Origin of the sequence: Herbaspirillum sp. alder98, assembly GCF_020179755.1 — a bacterium.
Taxonomy (GTDB): domain Bacteria; phylum Pseudomonadota; class Gammaproteobacteria; order Burkholderiales; family Burkholderiaceae_D; genus Herbaspirillum.
Map to the genome: position 1 here is coordinate 722895 of NZ_JAIUCY010000001.1, position 23964 is coordinate 746858.

General features: G+C 62.0%; 22 protein-coding genes. 10 read left to right on the plus strand and 12 right to left on the minus strand.

Annotated features, from left to right (window positions below; all coding sequences use genetic code 11):
* Nucleotides 1-187 precede the first annotated feature (187 nt).
* The 3 genes from LBW87_RS03415 to LBW87_RS03425 all read right to left on the minus strand — a co-directional run bounded on the left by LBW87_RS03415 (nucleotide 188) and on the right by LBW87_RS03425 (nucleotide 3124).
* Nucleotides 188-1189 (minus strand): ABC transporter substrate-binding protein, encoded by a 1002-nt coding sequence (locus LBW87_RS03415; protein ID WP_225200014.1) that lies wholly within the window; start codon nucleotides 1187-1189, stop codon nucleotides 188-190.
* Nucleotides 1186-1959 (minus strand): ABC transporter ATP-binding protein, encoded by a 774-nt coding sequence (locus LBW87_RS03420; protein ID WP_225200015.1) that lies wholly within the window; start codon nucleotides 1957-1959, stop codon nucleotides 1186-1188. Before LBW87_RS03420 ends, LBW87_RS03415 begins: the two co-directional genes overlap by 4 nt.
* A 280-nt stretch (nucleotides 1960-2239) precedes the next feature.
* Nucleotides 2240-3124: an NAD-dependent epimerase/dehydratase family protein gene (locus LBW87_RS03425; RefSeq protein WP_225200016.1), complete on the minus strand. Its 885-nt coding sequence runs from the start codon at nucleotides 3122-3124 to the stop codon at nucleotides 2240-2242.
* Between the two features lie 36 nt (nucleotides 3125-3160).
* On the opposite strand from LBW87_RS03425, the gene LBW87_RS03430 reads away from it, so the two are divergent.
* The 3 genes from LBW87_RS03430 (at nucleotide 3161) to LBW87_RS03440 (ending at nucleotide 6312) form a co-directional block, all read left to right on the plus strand.
* The gene (locus tag LBW87_RS03430; protein WP_225200017.1) at nucleotides 3161-4204 is read left to right on the plus strand and encodes a CDP-6-deoxy-delta-3,4-glucoseen reductase; all 1044 of its coding nucleotides are present in this window, start codon (nucleotides 3161-3163) and stop codon (nucleotides 4202-4204) included.
* A gap of 355 nt (nucleotides 4205-4559) precedes the next feature.
* Complete coding sequence (locus LBW87_RS03435; RefSeq protein ID WP_225200018.1) at nucleotides 4560-5762, plus strand: acetylornithine transaminase; 1203 nt, start codon at nucleotides 4560-4562, stop codon at nucleotides 5760-5762.
* 4 nt (nucleotides 5763-5766) lie between these two features.
* On the plus strand, nucleotides 5767-6312 hold the full coding sequence (locus LBW87_RS03440; RefSeq protein WP_225200019.1) for a C40 family peptidase: 546 nt from the start codon (nucleotides 5767-5769) through the stop codon (nucleotides 6310-6312).
* Here the strand turns inward: LBW87_RS03440 and LBW87_RS03445 are convergent.
* The 6 genes from LBW87_RS03445 to LBW87_RS03470 form a co-directional block, all read right to left on the minus strand.
* Nucleotides 6309-7205, minus strand: coding sequence for a FadR/GntR family transcriptional regulator (locus LBW87_RS03445; protein ID WP_225200020.1), 897 nt, complete (start codon nucleotides 7203-7205; stop codon nucleotides 6309-6311). The genes LBW87_RS03440 and LBW87_RS03445 overlap by 4 nt on opposite strands.
* 65 nt (nucleotides 7206-7270) lie before the next feature.
* The gene (locus LBW87_RS03450; protein WP_225200021.1) at nucleotides 7271-8335 is read right to left on the minus strand and encodes an Ldh family oxidoreductase; all 1065 of its coding nucleotides are present in this window, start codon (nucleotides 8333-8335) and stop codon (nucleotides 7271-7273) included.
* Nucleotides 8336-8377: 42 nt separating this feature from the next.
* The gene (locus tag LBW87_RS03455; RefSeq protein WP_225200022.1) at nucleotides 8378-9874 is read right to left on the minus strand and encodes a tripartite tricarboxylate transporter permease; all 1497 of its coding nucleotides are present in this window, start codon (nucleotides 9872-9874) and stop codon (nucleotides 8378-8380) included.
* A gap of 10 nt (nucleotides 9875-9884) precedes the next feature.
* A complete protein-coding gene (locus LBW87_RS03460) occupies nucleotides 9885-10415 on the minus strand; it encodes a tripartite tricarboxylate transporter TctB family protein (protein WP_225200023.1) in 531 nt (176 codons plus the stop codon).
* 107 nt (nucleotides 10416-10522) lie between these two features.
* On the minus strand, nucleotides 10523-11506 hold the full coding sequence (locus LBW87_RS03465; RefSeq protein WP_225200024.1) for a Bug family tripartite tricarboxylate transporter substrate binding protein: 984 nt from the start codon (nucleotides 11504-11506) through the stop codon (nucleotides 10523-10525).
* Between the two features lie 13 nt (nucleotides 11507-11519).
* On the minus strand, nucleotides 11520-11756 hold the full coding sequence (locus LBW87_RS03470; RefSeq protein WP_225200025.1) for a hypothetical protein: 237 nt from the start codon (nucleotides 11754-11756) through the stop codon (nucleotides 11520-11522).
* A gap of 371 nt (nucleotides 11757-12127) precedes the next feature.
* Between LBW87_RS03470 and LBW87_RS03475 the strand changes: the two genes are divergently transcribed.
* The 7 genes from LBW87_RS03475 (at nucleotide 12128) to LBW87_RS03505 (ending at nucleotide 19984) form a co-directional block, all read left to right on the plus strand.
* Nucleotides 12128-12319 carry a hypothetical protein gene (locus tag LBW87_RS03475; protein WP_225200026.1) on the plus strand — a complete coding sequence of 64 codons (192 nt, stop codon included), beginning with the start codon at nucleotides 12128-12130 and terminating at the stop codon, nucleotides 12317-12319.
* Nucleotides 12320-12478: 159 nt separating this feature from the next.
* A complete protein-coding gene (locus tag LBW87_RS03480) occupies nucleotides 12479-14209 on the plus strand; it encodes an IlvD/Edd family dehydratase (protein ID WP_225200027.1) in 1731 nt (576 codons plus the stop codon).
* Between the two features lie 115 nt (nucleotides 14210-14324).
* The gene (locus LBW87_RS03485; RefSeq protein WP_225200028.1) at nucleotides 14325-15284 is read left to right on the plus strand and encodes a C-terminal binding protein; all 960 of its coding nucleotides are present in this window, start codon (nucleotides 14325-14327) and stop codon (nucleotides 15282-15284) included.
* A 202-nt stretch (nucleotides 15285-15486) separates the two neighbouring features.
* On the plus strand, nucleotides 15487-16572 hold the full coding sequence (locus tag LBW87_RS03490) for an ABC transporter ATP-binding protein (RefSeq protein WP_225200029.1): 1086 nt from the start codon (nucleotides 15487-15489) through the stop codon (nucleotides 16570-16572).
* 98 nt (nucleotides 16573-16670) lie between these two features.
* The gene (locus LBW87_RS03495; protein WP_225200030.1) at nucleotides 16671-18002 is read left to right on the plus strand and encodes an ABC transporter substrate-binding protein; all 1332 of its coding nucleotides are present in this window, start codon (nucleotides 16671-16673) and stop codon (nucleotides 18000-18002) included.
* 201 nt (nucleotides 18003-18203) lie between these two features.
* Entirely contained in the window at nucleotides 18204-19103 is a 900-nt protein-coding gene (locus tag LBW87_RS03500) for a carbohydrate ABC transporter permease (RefSeq protein ID WP_225200031.1), read from the plus strand.
* Nucleotides 19103-19984 carry a carbohydrate ABC transporter permease gene (locus LBW87_RS03505; protein ID WP_225200032.1) on the plus strand — a complete coding sequence of 294 codons (882 nt, stop codon included), beginning with the start codon at nucleotides 19103-19105 and terminating at the stop codon, nucleotides 19982-19984. Before LBW87_RS03500 ends, LBW87_RS03505 begins: the two co-directional genes overlap by 1 nt.
* 125 nt (nucleotides 19985-20109) lie before the next feature.
* On the opposite strand, the gene LBW87_RS03510 is transcribed toward LBW87_RS03505, so the two are convergent.
* The 3 genes from LBW87_RS03510 to LBW87_RS03520 all read right to left on the minus strand — a co-directional run bounded on the left by LBW87_RS03510 (nucleotide 20110) and on the right by LBW87_RS03520 (nucleotide 23874).
* A complete protein-coding gene (locus LBW87_RS03510; protein WP_225200033.1) occupies nucleotides 20110-21045 on the minus strand; it encodes a calcium-binding protein in 936 nt (311 codons plus the stop codon).
* Nucleotides 21046-21126: 81 nt separating this feature from the next.
* Nucleotides 21127-22452 carry a calcium-binding protein gene (locus tag LBW87_RS03515; RefSeq protein ID WP_225200034.1) on the minus strand — a complete coding sequence of 442 codons (1326 nt, stop codon included), beginning with the start codon at nucleotides 22450-22452 and terminating at the stop codon, nucleotides 21127-21129.
* Nucleotides 22453-22542: 90 nt separating this feature from the next.
* Nucleotides 22543-23874: a calcium-binding protein gene (locus LBW87_RS03520; RefSeq protein WP_225200035.1), complete on the minus strand. Its 1332-nt coding sequence runs from the start codon at nucleotides 23872-23874 to the stop codon at nucleotides 22543-22545.
* Between the last annotated feature and the right edge of the window lie 90 nt (nucleotides 23875-23964).

The window sequence follows — 23964 nt, forward strand, 5'->3', positions numbered from 1 at the left end:
CAGCAACTGTACCGACACAACGTAGCGAGCGCAGCGAAGCTACGAAAGGCGATCAGATCACTTTGTGCGGTGAGTTGGAAAGTGGTGCGAGCGGCTCAAGCTCGTCTCGAGAAGCGCAGCCGTACGGATGTACGGCGAGCATCGCAGAGGCGTGATTGGGCTGCTCGCGCCGCTTTACGACCACCGATTACAACTTGCGGGCGGTCTGCCACGACAGGTCGGTAATCGAATTCACGTCGAAAGGCTTGCCGTCCTTGGTCTTCAACGAACCTTGATCTTGCAGGATGTTAGAGATTTCCTGCATGCGATCCTGGTCCCGCTTGGAGATCTTCGGGGTGAAGGTCTGGCTCTTGATGGCGTCGCGGATCACGTCTTCGCGCAGCAGCTCGCCGTGCTTCAGGGTCTTCAGGGTCGGCTCGGCGATGAAATAACCGGCGATCAGCTTGGAGGCTTCGCCCGGCTTTTTCTGCAGCAGGGTGATGGCGTCGCGCTGGGCGTCGAGCGACTTCCAGACGGCATCACGGCGCTTCTTCAGCGTTTCGCCGGAGGTGATCACCACCATGCACGGGAAAGGCCAGACTTCGCCGATTTCATAGATCTGCTTGACCGGTGCGATCAATTGCGCAATGCGTGCCTGCGGCTCGAACAGGAAGGCCGCATCAACCCGCTTGCCGACCAGCGACTGCACCGCCACCTGCGGCGACACGCCCATCACGTTCACATCGTCGGCCTTGATGCCGGCATCTTTCAGCACCACGCCCTTGAGCACGGTGTCGGCAGTGCTGCCCTCGGCTTGCGATGCCAGGGTCTTGCCCTTGAGGTCGGCGACCTTGTTGATGCCGGAATCTTCGCGCGCCACCAGGGCGTGGTAGCCCAGTTGCGCACCGCCCACCACCTTCAGGTCGGCGCCCTTGGAAGCCCAGGCCACCGCATTGGAGAAACCGAACACGCCGCTATCGAGCTGGCCGCCGACGATGGCCTTGACCAGGTCGGTGCCGGACTTGAATTCGATCAGTTCCACGTCCAGGCCGTACTTCTTGTACAGGCCTGCCTCATAGGCGGCCATGGCCTGGGCGTCGTCCATCACGCGCAGATAACCGATCTTGAACTTTTCCAGTGCGAACGCGTTATTGGCAAATGCCAGCGCCGCCAGCGCCGGAATCACGATGCGTGCCAGTTTGAGCTTCATACTCCCACCCCTTCCAATGTTTTAGCTAATTCGTCCTGTTCGGCATGGATACCGAGCAGGCACAGGATCTCGCGACGGATGGCCGCGAATTCGGACAGATCGTGCGTCTTTTCGTGATGCACGAGATTGAATTCCTTGAGCACCGTGGCCGGGCGCGGACTGAACACGAAGATGCGGTCGGCCAGGAACAGCGCCTCGTCCACATCGTGCGTTACCAGCAATACGGTAGGCCCCTGCTGGCGGATCAGGTCGCGCAGCGCATCCTGCAGGGTCATGCGAGTGAGCGCATCGAGCGCGCCGAACGGCTCGTCCAGCAACAGCGCGCGCGGCTCGGAGATGAACGCGCGGGCCAGCGCGGCGCGCTGACGCATGCCGCCCGACACCTGATGCGGGTAATACGCTTCGAAGCCCTTGAGCTTGACGTTGTCGAGCCACACGCGCGCACGCTGGGCGGCTTCTTTCTTGTCGATCTGCTGGAATTCGAGCGCCAGCGCCACGTTCTGCTCCAGCGTGAGCCACGGGTAGAGGGCGTTTTCCTGGAACATCAGGGTGCGCTCGGGATGCGGGCTGCGGATGTCGACGCCGTCGCCGGTGACGGCGCCCGAACTGGCGCGTTCAAGGCCGGCGGCGATATGCAGCAAGGTCGACTTGCCGCAACCGGATGGGCCGACCAGCGCCACCAGTTCACCCGATTCGATATCGCGCGAAAAATCTTCGATCACGTGCAGGCCGCCGAAATGCTTGGCGACGTTCTTGAAAGATAACTTCATGTCGTCCTGCGGAACAGCCCGCGTTGGTGGAAAGATAAAAGAAGCGATGGGCGGGATGTCAATGCCGTCAGTCAACCCCCGGATCCATCGTTCGTCGTCCCGGCGAAGGTCAGGACGACGGCTAATTGTTCGTCTTGAACCGAAGGTTGCAGGCGAGGCGCCCCTTACACCTTGTCAGGCTGGACTTTACTGTTGCCGCCTAGGCAAGACAACAACTTTAAATTCTTATACTTATTCGAAATTCGAATATAGAAACCTCGAAAATTGCATAAGAATAAACTTACTCCCCGGCATTATTTTTCAGCGTCGCCAGCAACGACTGCACATCGGGCCAGATCAGTCGTACCCCCAGTTCTTCACGCAGGCGGCGATTATCGAGCCGGCGCGACTCTGACATGAACGACAACATCATCGGCGACACGCTCGCGCCGATGTCGGCGCGCGGCATGCGTGGCGGGCGCGGCAGCGCCAGCGCATCGGCCACGGCATCGAGAAAGTCGCCGGTACGCAGATCGGTATCGTCCACCGCATGGTAGAGCCGGTTGGACGCCCCATGTCGCATGGCCGCCAGCGTGGCCTGCGCCAGGTCGTCGCCATGAATGTGGTTGGTATAGACATCGTCGGCCACCGCCAGCGCCGGGGTCCCCTTGCGCAGGCGCTCGGCCGGCAGCCGATCGGCGGCATAGATACCGGGCACCCGCAGGATAGACAAGCGCCCGCCGCGCCGCCGCGCCCAGGCCCGCAGCACGTTTTCGGCATCGACCCGGCGCACGGCGCGGGCAGTACGCGGACGCGCGGTGCGGGTCTCGTCGAAAAAGGCACCGTCGCAATCGCCATACACCCCGGTGGTACTGATATAAACCACGCGCGCGCCCTCGGGTAAAATGGCGGCCACATTGCGGGTACGACGGTCCACGGGACCTTCCGACGGCGGTGGCGCCAGGTGGATGACGCGGTCGGCCAGGGGGCCCAGGCGGCCCAGCGAAAGCGGGCGGTCGAGGTCGGCCACGATCGGCACGGCACCGGCGGCGCGCAGTTCGGCGCAGCGTTGCGGGTTGCTGGTCACGGCCAGCACCCGATAGCGCGGGGTCAGCAGCGGCAACAAGCGCAGCCCGACGTCGCCACAACCGATGATCAGTACCCGCGGCATGCCCAGTTTTTTCATGGTTTTCCAATCACCCTAGTTCAGTTCACGAATTGTATGAGTTTCCAAGTCACAGTACAGCCCAGCGGTCGCCAGTTTTCCTGCGATGAAGGCGAAACCATCCTCACCGCCGCCATCCGTGCCGGTGTCGGCCTGCCTTACGGCTGCAAGAACGGCGCTTGCAGCTCGTGCAAGGGCAAGCTGATTTCAGGCGCAGTGGAGCATGGCCCGCATCAGGAACGTGCCCTCCCCGCCAACGAAGAAAAACTCGGTTTCTCGCTGTTTTGCTGTGCCAAACCGTCTTCGGACGTCGTCATCGAGGCACGCGAAGTGGCCGGCGTCGGCGAATTCCCGGTGCGCAAGCTGCCGGTGCGGGTCGCCGGGCTCGAAAAGAAGGCCGACGACGTGATCGTGCTGTCGCTGCAATTGCCGGCCAACGATCGCCTGCAGTACAAGGCCGGGCAATACGTCGAATTCATGCTGCGCGATGGCAAGCGTCGCAGCTACAGCATGGCCACCGCGCCCCATGTGGAAGGCCCCATGAGCCTGCATATCAGGCACCTGCCGGGCGGCCTGTTCACCGACCAGGTCTTCAGCACCATGAAGGAACGCGACATCCTGCGCATCGAAGGTCCGCTGGGCACCTTCTTCCTGCGCGAGGATTCCGACAAGCCCATCGTGCTGCTGGCCTCCGGCACCGGCTTTGCCCCGATCAAGGCGATCATCGAGCAGCTCGAACACGCCGGCTCGACCCGTCCGGTCACGCTGTACTGGGGCGGCCGCCGCCCGCAGGACCTGTACATGAGCGAGCTGTGCCAGCAATGGGCGGCCAGCCTGCCGGCCTTCACCTATGTGCCGGTGGTGTCGAACGCGGCGCCCGAGGATAACTGGAGCGGCCGCAGCGGCTTCGTGCACCAGGCCGTGATGGCCGACTTCCCCGATCTCTCGGGCCACCAGGTCTATGCCTGCGGCGCCCCGATCGTGGTCGAATCGGCGCAGCGTGACTTCGTCGCCCAGTGCCAGTTGCCGGCCGACGAGTTCTATGCCGACTCGTTCACCTCCGAAGCCGACCTGGCGACACCGGTCACCAACGCCGTCTAACTCCCCCCGGGCGGTCATCTGGCGGTCATCACGACCTGCCATGATGACCATCCGTGCGGCGGCAAAATACAACGTGGCGCCATTTAGGGCAAAATCAGGGCCGAATCTTTTTGACGCTAGTAGTAAAACGTCCTAATATTGACCGCATGATCGCCAACGCCACATTTTTACGACGTCGCAGCCACCCTCAACGAGGTTTGCCGCTGTGCGCGTGAAGTGAAACGAATCGCGAAGCCACAGGCAAACCCTGTGGCTTTTTTTTATTCGCCATCGGGATTGTCCGTGCATTTTGCGTAGCTGATCTGCCGCCGCCATGCCCCTTCCCGTTCAACCTTATTTGCCCCAGGAGCCTTCGATGCAATACCAAGAATTCGACGCCAACAAGCTGATGTACGTCACCAACCGTCCTGAACTGGTCTTTACCGAAGGCCAGGGCATGTGGCTGACCGATCACAACGGCAAGCGCTACCTGGATTACCTGCAGGGCTGGGCCGTCAATGCGCTGGGCCATTCGCCCAAGTGCATCAGCGATGCACTGGTCGCGCAAGGCGGCAAGCTGCTCAATCCATCGCCGGCGTTCTACAACGCGCCTTCGATCGAACTGGCCAACCTGCTGACGGCCAACTCGGTATTCGACCGCGTGTTCTTCGCCAACAGCGGCGCCGAAGCCAATGAGGGCGCCATCAAGCTGGCCCGCAAGTGGGGCAAGAAGAATCCGGCCTCCAATGGCGACGCCCGCTTCGAGATCATCACCTTCAAGCACAGCTTCCATGGCCGTACCCTGGCCACCATGTCGGCCAGCGGCAAGGACGGCTGGGACACCATGTTCGCGCCGCAGGTGCCGGGCTTCCCCAAGGCCACGCTGAACGACCTGGCCAGCGTCGAGGCGCTGATCACCAAGCACACCGTGGCGGTGATGCTGGAACCGGTGCAGGGCGAAGGCGGCGTGATCCCGGCCAGCCGCGAATTCATGCAGGGCCTGCGTCGCCTGACCAAGCAGGCCGGCCTGCTGCTGATCGTGGATGAAGTGCAAAGCGGCATGGGCCGCACCGGTGAACTGTTCGCCTACCAGCTGTCGGATGTCGAACCCGACATCATGACGCTGGGCAAGGGCATCGGCGGCGGCGTGCCGCTGGCAGCCCTGCTGGCGCGTGAAGAGATCGCCTGCTTCGAGCCGGGCGACCAGGGCGGCACCTACAACGGCAATCCATTGATGACCGCAGTGGGCGTGGCCGTGATGAAGGAACTGCTCAAGCCCGGCTTCCTGCAGAGCGTGCGCGAACGCGCCGACTACCTGCGCGCCGGTTCACTGAAATTGTCCGAGAAGCATGGCTTCGAAGGCGAGCGCGGTGAAGGCCTGCTGCGCGCGCTGCAACTGGGTCGCGACATCGGCCCGCAGATCGTCGAGGCTGCACGCAACATGGAACCGGTCGGCCTGCTGCTCAATGCGCCGCGTCCCAACCTGCTGCGTTTCATGCCGGCACTGAACGTGACCAACGACGAAATCGACCAGATGTTCGCCATGCTGTCGGACGTCCTGGTCAAACTGGGTCACTAAGCCGATGCGGGTGCACGACGCCGTGTCGTTGGTTCGCGCACAAGGCGCCGGCAGCATCGCCGCCTTGTGCGCGGCGTTGCTGCTGGTGGCCTGCGGCAGCAATCCGGTGGCGCCGCCCATCGAACGCCTGCCGGGAGCCGAGCCATCGAGTCAGCCGGCATTGCCGGCCACCGAGGCGGGCAATGAGGTGGCCATCTATGCGCTGTCGCTGATCGACACCGGCTATCGCTTCGGCGGCAAGAACCCGTCCGCCGGTCTCGACTGCAGCGGCATGGTGTCGTACATCTTCGGGCAGGCGGCCAACTATCGCATCAGCGGCAGCGCCGCCGACATCGCCCGGCGCGGGCGCCAGATCGACCCGGCGCAACTGCGGGCCGGCGACCTGGTGTTCTTCAATACGATGAACAAGCCCTTCTCGCACGTCGGCATCTACCTGGGCGACGGCCGCTTCGTGCATGCACCGTCGACCAACGGCCGGGTGCATATCACGCGCATGGACAATCCCTACTTTTCGCGCCGCTTCGAAATGGCGCGCAGCTATTTCAACTAGATTCCTGACGAGCGCTTGCGCGCACCGACCTTGATGGCCGGCTTGGCCGCCAGCGTCGCCTTGTTCTTGGCCAGCAGCTTGGCCGCTCCCGCCTTGGCCGACGCCACCGAAGGCTTGCGCGCACGCGGCGCCTTGCGGGCACGGCCGGCAGGCGCCGGCTCTTCTGCCTCACGCACGGATTCACGTACGGATTCCCGCAGGGTCAGGTTGGCCGAATAACGCTTGAACGAGATATCCATGTGGCGCCGCATCGCTTCGCGCGCCGCCGCCGGGTCGCGCGCGCGCAAGGCCTGCATCACCTGCGCATGTTCATCGATCGCTTCCAGCCACACCACCTTGCTGTCGAAGTGGCTGTGCAGACGCTTGAAGAGCGGCCCCAGGCGGGCATCGAACAATTGCGTCACCAGTCCGACCAGAACGCTGTTGCCGGTCGCCTCGGCCACCCGGATATGAAACAGGCGATCGGCCTGCAGCGGATTGATGCCTGCTGCGGTATCGGCAATCATGGCCTGGAAGGCGTCGTCGATGGCCGTGATCTGCGCATCGCTGGCATGCTGGGCGGCCGCGTGGGCCACCTCGCCCTCGATCATCTCGCGCGCCCGGATCAGCTCCAGTGGGCCTTCCTCGGTGGACAGGTCGATCTCGCCCTCGACCAGCGTCGAAGGCCGTCGCACATAAATGCCCGAGCCCATGTGCACTTCGATATAGCCCTCGACTTCGAGGGCGATCAACGCCTCGCGCAGCGATGGCCGCGACACCCCCAGCTGCACGGCGAGGTCGCGCTCGGAGGGCAGGCGCGAACCGACCTGGAACTCGCCATCGACGATCAGCTTCCTCAACTGGTCACTGATCTGGCGGTACAGGCGCTGCGGCTCAATCGCTTCAATCGGCATGAAGGATCCGTTCAAAGTAGTTCATCTTCCAGGTCCGGGCCGCCTCGGCCGCCCGGACCTGCCCGTCATGCCGACAGCGCCGTCGGGAAATCCAGGCCATACGACGACCCGGCCTCGCGCAGCGCCGGGGCAATCGTCGGATGCAAGGCCACGCCTTCTTTCAACTGTTGCGCCCGCCGCTGCATGCCACGGTCGCCCGGCATGCGCACCTGCTCCACGCCCGGGCGCGGTGGATTGGTGCGGCAGGCGTCGGCCACGAAATCCATCTGACGCAGGAAATCCTGGGTGCCGCCGAAGGCCGACGGATCGTACAGCGACATGAACACCGTGGCGCCCCATCCCGAAGGCGGATCGGCACGACCATAGCCGGACAGGCCACCGGTCAGCGCCTCGATCAGCACCGCCAGCCCGAAGCCCTTGTGGCCTGCCGCCAGGCCGCCCAGCGGCAGGATGGTGCCGGGCGGATCCTGCGCCAGCACCGCCGGGTCGCGGCTGGGATTGCCATGGCCGTCGATCAGCCACTCTTCATCGAACTGGCGACCGGCCTTGTGCAGGCGGTTGCTCATGCCGTTGGTGGTGACCGAGGCCGAGATATCGATCAGGAACGGCGTGCCCGAAGTCGGAATGCCGGCGGCGATGGGGTTCGGCGTGAACACCGCACGGGTGCCGCCAAAGGGCGCCACGCTCTGCACCGCCGGGTCGGAGCTGGCCAGCACCATCACGAACCCCTCTTGCGTGGCGCGCAGCAGATAAGCGGCCAGGCAGGCGATGTGATGGCTGTGGTGGATGGTCAGCGAAGCCGTGCCGTAGTCGCGCGCCTTGGGGATCAGCGCATCGATGCCTTGATGCACCAGCCACGGGCCCGGCAGGCGACGGCCGTCCCACGCCAGGGCGGCGGCGCGTTCGGACAGCACTTGCGGCGCGCCGGTCTTGGTCATGCTGCCCTTCTCGAGCTCCTTCACGTAGGGCGCCAGCAGGGCCAGGCCATGGGTGTCGTGTCCCAGCAGGTCGCCGTCGACCAGGGTCGAGGCCACGCTGTCGGCCTTGGGCGCGTCGAGACCGGCCTTTTGCAGCAGGGTGCTGGCGAAGCGGGTCAGTTCATCGGCAGAAAAACGTTCAGGTGAAGCCATGCAAACAACCATCCTTTCATTGAGGTGAATCGGGAAGTCCGGCTAGGCCGGGGCCACTGCGCGACGGCGTAACGCCTTCAACGCAAATGGCAGGAACCAGAGGACGATGGTGATCACGCCCAGCGTACCAGCAATGGGCCGACTGAAGAAGGCCAGGAACTCGCCATCGGCCTTGATCATCGAGGTGACGAAATGTTCTTCGAGCATGCCGCCCAGCACCACGCCCAGCACCGCAGGCGCCACCGGAAAACCGTTCTCTTCCATGAAGTAGGCCAGCATGCCGAAGGCCAGCATGATCGCCACGTCGGTGACGCTGTTGTTGGTGGCGTAGGAACCGACCACGCAGAACAGCAGGATCAGCGGCATCAGCACCCCGCGCGGGATCGTCAGGATACGCTTGGAGGCCTTGATGCACCAGTAACCCAGCGGCAGCATCAGCAGGTTGGCCAGCACGAAGACGATGAAGATGGCGTACATCGATACCGGGTTCTCGATGAAGATCATCGGGCCCGGATTGAGGTTCTTCATGTACAGCACGCCGATCACGATGGCCGTGATCGAGTCGCCCGGGATGCCGAACACCAGCGCCGGGATCCAGGCGCCGGCCAGCGCCGAATTATTGGCCGCGCCCGACTCGACGATGCCTTCGGGATGACCGGTGCCGAACTTCTCCGGCTCCTTCGACATCTTCTTGCTCATCGCATACGACATCCAGGCAGCGATGTCGGCGCCGGCTCCCGGCAACACTCCCACCAGGGTGCCCAGCACGCTGCCGCGCCAGACCGAACGCGGATATTTCAGGCACAGACCCCACATGCCCTTGAACACGTTGCCGACCTGGCCATCGGCGATCTTCATCGTGAAGTCTTTCGATACCGCGAATCGCAGCACTTCCGACATGGCGAACATGCCCACCATCAGCGGCACCAGCGAGACCCCGCCCAGCAGGTCGGGATGGTCGAAGGTGAAGCGCGGCACGCCGGCCGGGTTGCCCATGCCGACCGAGGCGATGAACATGCCGAGAAACAGCGACACGAAGCCCTTGAGCGGATTCTCGGAGGCGATGAAGATGGCGCAGGTCAAGCCCAGCAGCACCAGCCAGAAGTATTCGAAGGACGAGAACTTCAGCGCCAGCTCGGCCAGCGCGGGCGCAGCCAGGATCAGCACGATGGTGCCGAACAGGCCGCCGATGACCGAAAACACCAGGCTGGCGCCGAGCGCGATCTCGCCCTGCCCCTTCATGGTCATGGCATAGGCTTCGTCGGTATAGGCCGCCGACGAGGGGGTGCCGGGAATGCGCAGCAGGCAACCCGGGATGTCACCCGAGAAGATGGCCATGGCGGTGGCCGAGACCATGGTCGCGATGGCCGGCACCGGCGGCATGAAGAAGGTCACCGGCACCAGCAGCGCGACGGCCATGGTGGCCGACAAGCCGGGAATGGCGCCCATGAACAGCCCGAATATCGAGGCCCCCAGGATCACCGCCAGCACATATGGATCGAACACCATCGCGAAGGCGGCATAGATATTGGCAAGCATGTCGGTCTCCTTACCAGGCCAGCGGTTGCAGGATGCCCCAGGGCAGCGGCACCTTGAGCAACTTGTAGAACAGCGCATGGATCACCAGCGCGCTCAGCACCGCCACCGGCAAGGCCACCACCACGCGGGTGCGAAAGGTCAGGAACAGGAGCGTCAGCAGGATGAACGACGTCGGCAGGAAACCGAGCGGCTCGGAGACCCAGATGTAGAACACCAGCGACGCCGGAATCAGCAGGAAGGCAAATACCGAGCGGCCGCTGTGCAGCCACGGCGGCAGCGAAAACCAGCGTGCGTCGTCGTCATCGTGACCGACCGTCGGGATGCGCGTGCCGTGCGACGTGTTGGCGGCGCTCCGTCGCAAGCCACGCAGCCCCTTCAACACCAGCAGCACGGCGCAGATCATGAAGCCGCCGGCCAGCATCTGCGGGAAGACATTGGGGCCGATCTGCTGGCCCATGGCAGGCAGCGTATCGGCATAGACGTAGATCGCGATCGCAAACAGGGCGACCAGCAATCCCGATAAGGCATCGTTGATTTTCATGATGGCGAGGGTCCGAAAAATCGAGTGGAAAAACCATTGGGAACAAGCGCTTAAAAAACGCGACGCCCTGTCTTCTCCGGCAGGGGCGTCGCACCATGCAGCGCGTCTTACTTCGCCATGCCCAAGGTCTTGAGGATGGTGCCCATGTCGGCGTCGCTCTTGTCCATGAACTTGCCGAACTCTGCCGAATCGGCATACGTCACGCCAAAGCCGCGCCCGCTCATGAAGTCCTTGTATTCGCGGCTGTCATAGATCTTCTTCAGGCTGGCCGAAAGCTTGGCCTGGATATCGGCCGGCAAGCCCTTGGGCGCGACGATGCCGCGCCAGGCGCCATTGGTCCAGGTGCTGTTGGTCAGGCTCTTGAGGGTCGGCACCTTGGGATAGAGCGCGGCCGGTTCGTTGGCCATCACCACCAGCGGACGCGCCTTGCCGGCATCGATCAGCGAACGCGCCTCGGGCAGCGAAGCGGCCACGATCTCAACCCCGCCGGCGGCCAGGTCGACCATCGCGGGGGCGGCGCCGTTGGAGGGCACGAAGCGCACGTCCTTGGGATCGAGCTTCAAGTCCTTCAGCATGCCCGACAGCCCCAGGTGCCAGATGCCGCCCAGGCCGGTGCCGGAGGCCTTAAGCTTGCCCTTGTTGGCCTGGATCGCCTTGAACAGGTCATCGAAGGTCTTGTAGGGCGAATCGGCGGCCACCGTCAGCGCGGCGGGATCGAAGTTCATCAGCGCCAGGGGCGTGAAATCGCGCGGGTTGAGCTTGGTCAGGCCCTGGTGATGCATCATCGCGATCTCGACCGTGGCGATACCGATGGTGTAGCCGTCGGGTGCGGCGCCGGCAATCGCCTGATGTCCCACCACGCCGTTGCCGCCGGTGCGATTGACCACATTGACCGGTTGTCCCAGATCCTTCTCGAGCAAGGTGCCGATGATGCGTGCGGTGGCATCGGTACCGCCGCCGGCGCCCCATGGCACCACCAGCGTCACCGGTCGCTCCGGCCACGCGGCATAGGCCGGCAATGCTGCGCCCAGGCTACAGCCAACGGCCATCGCCACCATCGTCTTGATCAACGTTCTGCGTGCAAAAGTCATGTCTCCTCCGGTATCAGGGGCGCAGAAAGGCTTTGGCGTAGGACTTTGCCTCCCTGCAGCTGTGACCTGCGTGGATTGTGATAGCGGTATTGCGCAGGTTTCCGGTGCCTTGCAGCTTGTTATTGTGTTTGTCTCGGTATTTCTTGTTATCGCTGGCCAGCAGGCGCTTGTACCCTTTGGAACATTTTTCCAACATTGCGCTGGCAGCAACGAGTAATGCGCCAGCGGTCATGTGGTCAGACCAGCGCATTGAGAATTTCACATCCGATAGCGAGTGTCAAGGACGAAAAAAACGCGGCGAAAGATTCATCGATACCGCGTCGCAACAAATCATGCATCGCAGAAAGTCTTCTCTGAAGCGATGATTGGCCTGCCTCCACTAGCGAGCCCGGATTCGATCCGATGCTGCATCGACGCAATAAAAAATGCGAGTAATTGCAGCGTTGCAAGCACATCATTGGGTTTTGGTATTACCACTTGACCAAACCGGAAACGGTGCAATAGACTCGCAGCCAATCGAACAAAGTCCTGTCCCGCAAACGCCTTGAGCGATGCGAGGAACAGACGGCACCACGACCCAGGCGGTAGCGCAAGCCACCGGCATCAGGCATGGAGACAATCTTGGCAACTGCAGCAATGACCGCGCATCCCTGGTCGCATGGCAGCTGGACCCACGCTGTCGTGGCGACCCTGCCGACGACCACGCGTGCACGTCGCGCACTGCATCGCGCCTCGTCGTTCGGTTCGTTGCTGGCTTACATGCTGATCGACTTTTCCCGCTATTTCTTTGACCAGGGCGACAGGCAATCCTGACGCCCCGAGGCGACCCCGCTAGCGCGTGCAACCGGCGCGCAGCGACACGCACGGCAACTGAAGACAGCGCCGTTTCGCACCGCGAACGGCATATTGATGCACCTGAGGTCGACCACGTCCGTTGAGGCATGGTCGCGCCCGTCATCGAGGCAATCCCAAATGACTGACGCAACAAAAAAACTTACCCGTCGCAGCCAGGCCTGGTTTGGCCGGCAGGACCGCGATGGCTTCATCTACCGCTCCTGGGTCAAGAACCGCGGCATCCCGCACGACCAGTTCGATGGTCGTCCAGTGATCGGCATCTGCAATACCTACTCTGAACTGACACCCTGCAATTCGCACTTCCGCGCCCTGGCCGAACAGGTCAAGATCGGCATCTGGGAAGCTGGTGGTTTTCCGCTCGAGTTTCCCGTGATGTCGCTGGGCGAGACCTTGCTGCGCCCTACCGCCATGCTGTACCGCAACCTGGCCAGCATGGACGTCGAGGAGTCGATCCGCGCCAACCCGCTCGACGGCGTGGTGCTGCTCATGGGATGCGACAAGACCACCCCTGCGCTGCTGATGGGCGCGTCATCGGTCGACGTGCCGACCATCGGCGTGTCGGGCGGCCCGATGCTGTCGGGTAAATACCGTGGTCGCGAAATCGGTTCCGGCACCGGCGTATGGCAGATGTCGGAAGACGTGCGCGGCGGCAAGATGACGCAGGAAGAATTCTTCGAAGCCGAAAGCTGCATGCACCGCTCGCACGGGCACTGCATGACCATGGGCACGGCTTCCACCATGGCCAGCATGGTCGAGGCGCTGGGCGTGGGCTTGCCGCACAACGCCGCCATTCCCGCCGTGGATGCGCGCCGCAATGTACTGGCCCGCAGCGCCGGTCGCCGCATCGTCGACATGGTCAAGGAAGACCTGGTGCTGTCCAAGATCCTGACCCGCCAGGCCTTCGAGAACGCCATTCGCGTCAACGCCGCCATCGGCGGCTCGACCAATGCCGTGATCCACTTGCTGGCCATCGCCGGTCGCATCGGCGTCAAGCTGGACCTGAAGGACTGGGACCATATCGGCCAGCAACTGCCGTGCCTGGTCGACCTGCAGCCGTCCGGCAAGTACCTGATGGAAGACTTCTATTACGCGGGCGGCCTGCCGGCGGTGATCCGGCAGATGGAAAGCGTGATCGACAAGACCGCGCTGACCGCCAACGGCAACACCCTGTGGGATAACTGCAAGGACGCGCCCAACTGGAATGCCGACGTCATCCACACCTTCGACGCGCCCTTCAAGGAAGCCGCCGGGATCGCCATCCTCAAGGGCAACCTGGCGCCCGACGGCGCCGTCATCAAGCCGTCGGCGGCTACCCCCGAATTGCTCAAGCATCGCGGCCGCGCGGTAGTGTTCGAGAACAGCGACGACCTGCACCGCCGCATCGACGACGAAGACCTGGACGTGGATGAAACCTGCGTGCTGGTGCTGAAGAACTGCGGCCCCAAGGGTTACCCGGGCATGGGCGAAGCGGGCAACATGCCATTGCCACCCAAGGTACTGCGCAAAGGCATCACCGACATGGTCCGGGTGTCCGACGCCCGCATGAGCGGCACCGCCTACGGCACCGTGGTGCTGCACGTGGCGCCGGAAGCGGCCGCCGGCGGTCCGCTGGCGCTGGTGCAGAACGGCGACTTCATCGAACTCGACGTCGAGGCGCGCCGGCTGCACCTGGACGTCAGCGACGAAGAACTGGCCCGTCGCCGCGCCGCCTGGCAACAACCCGAACCGGCTGCCACCCGCGGCTGGATCAAGCTTTACGTCGATCACGTGCAACAGGCCAACCTGGGCGCCGACCTGGATTTCCTGGTGGGCAAGAGCGGCGCTTATGTACCAAAGGATAACCACTAATAAAATGCAACATCAGTAGGTCTGAAGCGCGCGGATCAGCAAAAAATAACGCGGACGCGCCGCTTCAGAAGTAATTGCATCAGGTGGAAACAGACAACCATCATGGAGACAGGCAATGAAAGTACTGATTACCGATTACGATTTTCCCGACGTCGATCTCGAACTGGCGCTCTACAAGGCCGCCGGTGTAGAAGTGGTGACGGCGCAATGCCGCACCGAGGACGAGGTCATCGCCGCCGCCGCCGGCTGCCAGGGCTTGCTGGTGCAATATGCGCCGGTCAACGCCAAGGTGTTCGCGGCGCGCCCCGAGATCCGGATCGCCAGCCGCTACGGCGCCGGCTTCGACACCATCAATACCGCTGACGCCGCCAAGTACGGCGTGTGGGTCGGCAATTCTCCCGACTATGGCGTGGGCGAGGTATCGACCCATGCGTTGGCCATGGCGCTGGACCTGATCCGCAACATCACCGTCTACGACCGCGCCGTGAAAGCGGGCGAGTGGCACTACACCACCGCCGGCATCATCCCGCGCGCCTCCGAGATGACGCTGGGCCTGATCGGCCTGGGCCGTATCGGCAAGCGCATGGCGCACATCAGCCGCAATGTATTCAAGCGCGTCATCGCCTATGACCCCTACATCATCGACGGCGATTTCCCCGCCTATGTCGAACGGGTCGGTCGCGAAGACCTGTTCCGCCAGGCCGATGTGGTGTCGCTGCACACCCCGCTCAATGACGACACGCGCAACCTGGTCAACGGCTCGCTGCTCAAGCTGCTCAAGCCCAATAGTTACCTGGTCAACTCGGCACGCGGCGGCCTGATCAACATCGACGACCTGCTGGCGGCGCTCGAATCGAACCAGCTCAAGGGCGCCGCACTGGACGTATTGCCGGTCGAACCACCCGAGACCGCATCGGCTATCGTCCAGCACAAGCGTGTGCTATTGTCGCCCCACGCAGCTTTCTACTCCGACGTTGCGGCGCAGGAATTGCGTCGCAAGGCGGCCCAGAACCTGATCGACTGGGACCGCACTGGACGACCCTCCTACGTCGTGGTCGAAGGCAACAAAAAATAACTGACAGCAGAGACCAAGCCCCTTGAGCCTGAGGGGAATTCCAACACCGCCGGCGGTCATGCCGCCCGGCAGCAGCACCAGGTGTAGAGGGGACGCCCGAGATCCCCGCATCCACAATGAATTAAAAAGAAAGAGCCGACGCCGGCCTCTGACCGAGACCGGTGCGCGGCATCAGACGAGGATACACACGAGGAGCATTTGCATGGCATCAGTACAGATTCGCGCAGTCAAGAAACAATTCGGCAGCACCCAGGTCATTCGCGGCGTCGACATCGACATCGCCGATGGCGAATTCGCGGTGCTGGTGGGCCCCTCCGGGTGTGGCAAGTCGACCCTCCTGCGCATGCTGGCCGGGCTGGAAGAAATCAGCGATGGCGAGATCCTCATCGGCGGCACCGTGGTCAACGATGTGCAGCCCAAGGATCGCGACATCGCCATGGTGTTCCAGAACTATGCGCTGTATCCGCACATGACGGTCAAGGACAATATGGCCTTCTCGCTGATGCTGGCCAAGAAGGACAAGCCGTTCATCGAGGAGCGCGTCAAGAAAGCGGCCGACATCCTGGGCCTGACGCAGTTGCTGGAACGCTATCCGCGCCAGTTGTCCGGCGGCCAGCGGCAACGGGTGGCGATGGGCCGCGCCATCGTGCGCGATCCGCAGGTTTTCCTGTTCGACGAACCGCTGTCGAACCTCGACGCCAAGCTGCGGGTGCAGATGCGCACCGAGATCAAGGAACTGCACCAGCGCCTGAAGACCACCTCGGTCTACGTGACCCACGACCAGATCGAAGCCATGACCATGGCCGACCAGATCGTGGTCATGCGCGATGGCCTGGTGGAACAGCGCGGCCGTCCGCTGGACCTGTATGACTATCCATCGAACATCTTCGTGGCCGGCTTCATCGGCTCGCCCTCGATGAACTTCATCCCCGGCACCTTGCGTCGCAATGGCGAGCGCGCCGAAGTCGAGTTCGCCGACGGCACCCGCCTGCCGGCGCCATACGGCCAGCAACTGCTGGGCAACGACGGCCAGCGCGTGACCTATGGCGTGCGTCCCGAACACCTGTCCATCGGCGCCGCCGGCGACGGCATTGCCACCAAGGTGATCGTGGTCGAACCGACCGGCGCCGATACCGAAGTGTTCAGCCGTTTCAACGAAGCCAGCCTGACGTCGATCTTCCGCGAGCGTCATGGTTTTGGTGCGGGCGACACGATCCACCTGGTGCCGGACCACACCCGCACGCACCTGTTCGACACCGAATCGGGCCAGACGCTGGTGCGTCGCTGAGCCGGCAAGGCATTACCTGTAGCACCTGCAGCAACAAGAAGAAAAGAAAACCCGCCACAGTGCGGTCCATTCGACTTTCAACCGAAGGAGTAGGAGACATGAGCAAGCTGACAAGACGCGACTTCCTGGTGAGCAGCGCCGCCGCTGCCGCCGCATCGAGCGTAGGCATGAACGCCTTCGCCGCACCGGCGGGGGCAGGTGCGGCCGACAGTATCAAATACCCCATCGAACAGGGCGCGACCTTGCGCGTGCTGCGCTGGAAGCGCTTCGTGCAGGGCGACGAAGACCTGTGGAATGCCAACGTCAAGAAATTCACCGAACTGACCGGGGTGGCCGTGCGCACCGACAGCGAAGGCTGGGAAGACGTGCGCCCCAAGGCGGCGGTGGCGGCCAACGTCGGCAGCGGACCGGACATCGTGCTGGGCTGGTTCGATGACCCGCAACAATATCCGACCAAGCTGCTGGACCTGACCGACCTGGCCGATTCGCTCGGCAAGCGCTACGGCGGCTGGTATGACGTCTGCCGCAAGTACGGCACCAAGGACAACAAGTGGATCGCCATGCCCCTGGGCGTGATCGGCAATGCGCTGGTGTACCGTGAAAGCCAGATCAAGGCAGCCGGCTTCGAGACCATCCCCAAGGACACCGCCGGCTTCCTGAAGCTGTGCCAGGCGCTCAAGGCCAAGAACACGCCGGTCGGCTTTGCGCTGGGCAAGGCGGTCGGCGACGCCAACAACTGGGCGCACTGGCTGCTGTGGTCGCACGGCGGCAAGCTGGTCGACAAGAAGGGCGTGGTGGCCATCAATTCGCCAGAGACCAAGGCTGCTCTCGAATACGCCAAGCAGTTGTACGCGACCTTCGTGCCGGGCACCCTGTCGTGGCAGGATCCGTCCAACAACAAGGCGTACCTGGATGGCCAGATCAGCATGACGGCCAATGGCATCTCGGTGTACTACGCGGCCAAGAATTCGCCCGATGCGAAACTGCAGGATATCGGCAAGGATACGCAGCACGCGCACTTTCCGATCGGCCCGGCCGGCAAGCCGACCGAGCTGATGCAGATCACGCAGATGATGGTCTTCAAGCACACCAAGTTCCCCAATGCGGCCAAGGCCTTCGTGCAGTTCATGTTCGAGCCGGACCAGTACAACCCATGGATGAAGGCCGCCATCGGCTACGTCAGCCAACCGCTCAAGGCCTACGAGAAGAACCCGATCTGGACCGAAGACCCGAAGGCGACCGTGTACCGCGACTCGGCCTCGATCATGATCGACCACGGTCACGAAGGCCCGCTGGGCCAGGCGTCGGCGGCCTGCATGGCCGACTACGTGGTGGTCGACATGGTGGCCGAAGCGGCCAGCGGCTCGAAGACGGTGCAGCAGGCCATCGACCGCGCGTCCGATCGCGCCAAGCGCTACTACAAGACTTGATGCAGTCCTGATGCGGCATTCGGTGCGGCCGGGGTCGTCGTTGGACGCCGGTCGCATCCGTTGCGCCATGCGTTCCCCGTGGGGCGAATCGGGCCGGTTGTCAGGGCCGGCCGACGCATGCGATGCATTGCATGAAGAAATGAAAAAAGCGAAAAAAGCATCCGCCGTCATGTTGCATGCGGCATAAAACAGAGGCTAATCATGCTATCCCGTTTCCTGAATAACCGTAACGTCCTGGGCATGTTGTTCATGGCCCCGGCCGTGATCCTGCTGGTGGTCTTCCTGACCTACCCGCTGGGGCTCGGCATCTGGCTGGGCTTCACCGATACCAAGATCGGTGGCGAAGGCAGCTTCGTGGGCCTGGACAACTATGCCTATCTGCTGGGCGATTCACTGGCCCAGCTGTCGTTGTTCAATACCCTGTTCTACACCATCAGCGCCAGCATCCTGAAGTTTGCGCTGGGCCTGTGGCTGGCCGTGCTGCTCAACAAGAACGTGCCGCTGAAGACCTTCTTCCGCGCCATCGTGCTGCTGCCCTGGATTGTCCCGACCGCCCTGTCGGCGCTGGCGTTCTGGTGGCTGTATGACGCGCAGTTCTCGGTGATCAGCTGGGCGCTGGTCAAGATGGGCCTGATCGATCATTACATCGACTTCCTGGGCGACCCATGGAATGCACGCTGGTCGACCGTGTTTGCCAACGTCTGGCGCGGTATTCCGTTCGTGGCGATCTCGCTGCTGGCGGGCCTGCAGACCATCTCGCCTTCGCTGTATGAAGCGGCGGCCATCGATGGCGCCAAGCCGTGGCAGCAGTTCCGCTACGTGACGCTGCCGCTGCTGACGCCGATCATCGCCGTGGTGATGACGTTCTCGGTGCTGTTCACCTTCACCGACTTCCAGCTGATCTATGTGCTGACACGCGGTGGTCCGCTCAACGCCACGCACCTGATGGCAACGCTGTCGTTCCAGCGTGCGATCCCCGGTGGCGCATTGGGCGAAGGCGCGGCCATGGCAACCTACATGATCCCGTTCCTGCTGGCAGCCATCATGTTCTCGTACTTCGGCCTGCAACGTCGCGGCTGGCAACAGGGAGGTGACAAATAATGTCCAAGACCAAAGATGACGCAATCGAAAACCAGGGCATGGACTATCTGCAGTCGACACCGCGCCGCTGGGTGACGATCTACATTCCGCTGCTGATCTTCCTGTTCGTGCTGCTGTTTCCGTTCTACTGGATGGTGATCACGGCCTTCAAGCCCGACAACGAATTGCTGTCGCAAAGCGGCAATCCGTTCTGGGTGATCGCACCGACCCTGGCGCACTTCAAGAAACTGCTGTTCGACACGCAGTATCCGGCCTGGCTGCTCAACACGGTGATCGTGTCGGTGGTGTCGACCTTCGTCTCGCTAGCGGCCAGCGTGTTCGCCGCCTATGCGATCGAGCGCCTGCGCTTCCAGGGTTCCAAGCAGGTCGGCCTGGGCATCTTCCTGGCGTACCTGATCCCGCCGTCGATCCTGTTCATCCCGCTGGCGGCGATCGTGTTCAAGCTGGGCCTGTTCGATACCCGCTGGGCGCTGATCCTGACCTACCCGACCTTCCTGATCCCGTTCTGCACGTGGCTCTTGATGGGGTACTTCCGCTCGATCCCGTATGAGCTCGAAGAGTGCGCGCTCATCGACGGCGCCACCCGTTGGGAGATCCTGGTCAAGATCATCCTGCCGCTGGCGGTACCGGGCCTGATCTCGGCCGGCATCTTCGCCTTCACGCTGTCGTGGAACGAGTTCATCTATGCGCTCACCTTCATCTCGTCCTCCGAGGTCAAGACGGTGCCGGTGGGGATCGTCACCGAACTGGTCGATGGCGACGTCTACCACTGGGGCGCGCTGATGGCCGGCGCCCTGCTGGGGTCGTTGCCGGTGGCGGTGGTGTATTCGTTCTTCGTCGAATACTACGTCTCGGGCATGACGGGAGCGGTCAAGGAATAAACCGACGGTCCAGGTCGGCGATATGGCCGGCCACCACGAAAAATCCCGCGTGGCTGGCAACCACGCGGGATTTTTTTGCAGCGACTTGGCGGCAGAGTCCACCCACGACATGAGCAGGATCTGGCTTATGTCACATGGGCCGCCAGCGTCGGGCTGAGAGCCATTCTGTATTCGTCCGGCAAGAAGGTGCTTCCCGGCGGAGGGGGAGCAAATGAGGACATCGCGTCGACCAGCGCCTCGACGCCAGTTTTATCCAGCGTTTGGATGGACTCACCGTTAGACAGTACCAATTCATCCACGCGCTGGGCATCATTGACGTACCAACTGACGAAGGTGACGCCCTCTTCGGTCCCCACCAGGTTCACCCGCAGGTCATTGCCGATCCGGCGAAACCATAACTGCTCGACGGTGATATCACCGGTGAACCGCATGACGTCGTGGTCGGCAGCACCGCCTTGATTGAATATCCGGTCCTGACCGTCGCCCCTCTGGTACTCATAGGTGTCATTGCCTTTCCCCCCACCGAGGGCGTCATCTCCCTTACCGCCGTACAGCAGATCATTGCCTGCCCCCCCGAACAGCATGTCGCGGCCCTCCCCGCCGAGGAGCTTGTCGTCGCCGGTTTCGCCATAGAGCCGGTCATTTCCTTTGCCGCCTTCCAGGATGTCAGTACCGGCGCCACCGTATAGCCAGTCACGACCCGCCCCGCCGTCGAGATAATCCGCACCGGCAAAGGCCACCACGACGTCATCGCCTTCGTCAGCGAGAATGCGCAGGTCATCGTCATTGCCCAGCATCACATCATCCATTGGCGAACCCAGCATCAGGGAACTGTCATGGCGCGCAGGATGATGTTCACCCCACACGGACAGAACCAGGCCCGCCAGCTTGCCGGCCTGCGCATCCGCCGTCATATCAAGAAAGTAATTCCTTATTTCCCACTCGCGCTGGCCGTCGCGACTTGTGATCATCAGGTCTGCGCCATCCTGCCGGACATCGAAGGGCTTGCGGGATGGGGGGCTCGGATTGAACAAGAGCGATGAAAAACCGGCGTTCGACATGACAACACCTTTCAATGAATGCAAATCTCATAGATGGAGAGACATCGCGACACCGGCTCTGCCATGGCAGAGCCGGGCTCTTCAGGCACGCTTCCATTGGGCCGCCAGTATCGGCGCCAAGGTCACGCTGTAGTCTTCAGGCAAGGAGGTGCTTCCTGCCGTCGGCGCAGAAAATACAGACATCGCGTCGACCAGCGCCTCGATGTTACTTTGTCGCAGATATTTGAAGCGACCAGCTTTACCTAGCTGCAAAAGCTGCACCTGCTGGGCAGCATCGCCGTACCAGTTGACGAAGGTAACACCATCTTTTGTCCCCACCAGGGTCACCCGCAAGTCATCGTCGACCCGGCTAAACCATAACTGGTCGGCGGTGATGTCACCCGTAAACTGCATGTTGTCGAAGTCTTTGGCACCGCCTCGATTGAATATCCTGTCCTGCCCGTCTCCCCTCGCATAATAATAAGTATCGTTGCCGGCTCCCCCAATGAGAAAATCATTTCCCTCGTCTCCACGCAGGTCATCTTTGCCGATCCCGCCGTCCAGCAGGTCATTGCCTGCCCCTCCACGGAGATTGTCGGAGCCGGCCTGGCCGTACAGCCGGTCATTGCCTGCGCCACCGAGCAGCGAATCACCACCGTCGCCACCGTAGAGCGTGTCGCTGCCCTCCCCGCCATCCAGCGTGTCCTTACCCGCTCCCCCCGACATGTAATCATCGCCCCCGTCACCGGATAACGCGTCTTTCCCTGACCCGCCTTCCAGCCGGTCATCGCCATCCCCACCATTTAGTTTGTCATCGTCAGACCCGCCGTCAAGGAAATCGTCGCCAGCCCCGCCATCAAGCTTGTCGTTTCCAGAATCGCCGTAGAGTCTGTCCTTACCTGCTTCGCCATGGAGTGTGTCGTTGCCGATGCCGCCCCGCAAATCGTCATTACCTGCGCCACCGTAGAGCCAATCACGCCCTTCCCCTCCGAACAGATTGTCGGCACTTGCTCCGCCGACGAGAACATCTTCTCCCGCCTCGCCGTAAAGATGGACACTAATATCGGGGCCGAGCATTATGTCACTCCACTCCGCCCCCTTCATCCAACGACTGCCAGTGCTGAAGGAGATAACACCAGACGAAGAGTAACGATTCAGAAATATCAACTTTTCTTTGTTCGGATCGCCATCTAGGTCGGTAAAAAAATCTTCTATCGTTATGGCAGGCCGATCATCACCAAAGATAATCACCAGATTATTGCCACTCAGTTCAATAGATTTATATGCGCGAAAATAGTTGGGTTGCGGCCTAAGAAACGTCAGTTCATCAAGAGATTCTGTCGATGTGTGTTCCGGGGCAAATGTCAGTGTATCTGTCGATATATATTCCGGGTCACCTAGTAGTGTATCTGTCGATGTATTGGACATGACAATTCCTCTAGAAAAATGAAAATGGCATCAGTGAAGGGGCGCAGCGAAGCGGCGCCAGGCCAGCCAGCGCCTGGCGCCGCCTTAAATTCAGAATTTCCAGGCGGCGGCGAGCGGCGCACTCAGCTCCGTTTGGTAATTGGCTGGTAAGTCGGTGCTTCCGACTGGGGGAGGAGAAAATCGGGCCATCGCATCGACTAACGTCTGGATGCCACTATGATCCAGATAATGAACGACGGGTCCACCGTTATTCAACCTCAACTCATGCACTCGCTGACGAGCATCGACATACCAATCGCCGAAGGTCACGCCGTCCTCTGTCCCAACCAGGGTCACCTGCAAGTCATTGTCGACCCGGCGAAACCATAACTGCTCGATATCGACGCCATCGGCGAACAGCATGACGTCTTGGTCGTTGTCATCACCTCGATTGGATATCCAGTCGTGCCCGTCTCCCCTCCTATAATAATAAGTATCATTGCCGGCTCCCCCACTGAGAAAATCATTTCCTTCTTCTCCATACAGTGTATCGATGCCGGTCCCTCCTACCAGCAGGTCATTGCCAGCCCCCCCAAAGAGCAGGTCATTGCCGGCCCCGCCGTAAATCCGGTCATTGCCTGCGTCACCGTATAGGTAATCTTTACCATCGTCGCCGGAGAGCGTGTCGCTGCCCTCCCCGCCGTGCAGCGTGTCGTTACCCGTCGCCCCCTTCATGTCGTCAGCACCCTCACCACCGTGCAATACGTCGCTACCCGGTCCGCCTTCCAGGCGGTCATCACCAACCCCACCATTTAGTTTGTCATCGCCAACCCCGCCGCTCAGGAGGTCGTCGCCAGCCTCACCAAAAAGCTTGTCGTCTCCAAATCCGCCGTAGAGTTCGTCGTTACCCGCTTCGCCATGAAGTTCATCGTTGCCGACGCCGCCTGACAATTCATCATTACCTGCTTCGCCATGGAGCTCATCGTCGCCGATGCCGCCTGATAATTCGTCATTACCGGCGCCACCGTACAGCCAGTCACGCCCTCTCCCTCCCCAGAGCTCGTCGGCACCTGTTTCGGCCTCGATGATGTCGTCTCCCGCTTCGCCGTCAATACGCACAGCGGTGTCACCGCCGTGGATCAGGTCATCCGCCGCCGTCCCCTTTACCACGGGCTTGCCATCGTCTGTAGGAGGAGACTCGACCGAAACGGAACTATTCAGGCCTGCCAGTTTGCTTGCTTGCGCCTCGCTATCCCGGCCTGCAAGATAATTTTTTATCGTTCTGGCAGGTCGGCCGTCACCAAAGTTGATCACGAGGTCATTGCCACGTTGCTCAACAGTTTTATTAGTCCGAAGCAGAGTGGTCTGCGGATTTGTACCAGGCAAAAATGTAGCGCCATCCTCAGGTATATCTGTCGGTGTATTCGTCGGTGTATAGGACATCAGAATTTCTCTCTATGAGTGAACACGGAATAAGTGAAAGATCATGTCGGCGCCGCAGCGGCCTTGCCACCGGACATTGCGCCGCTCGCA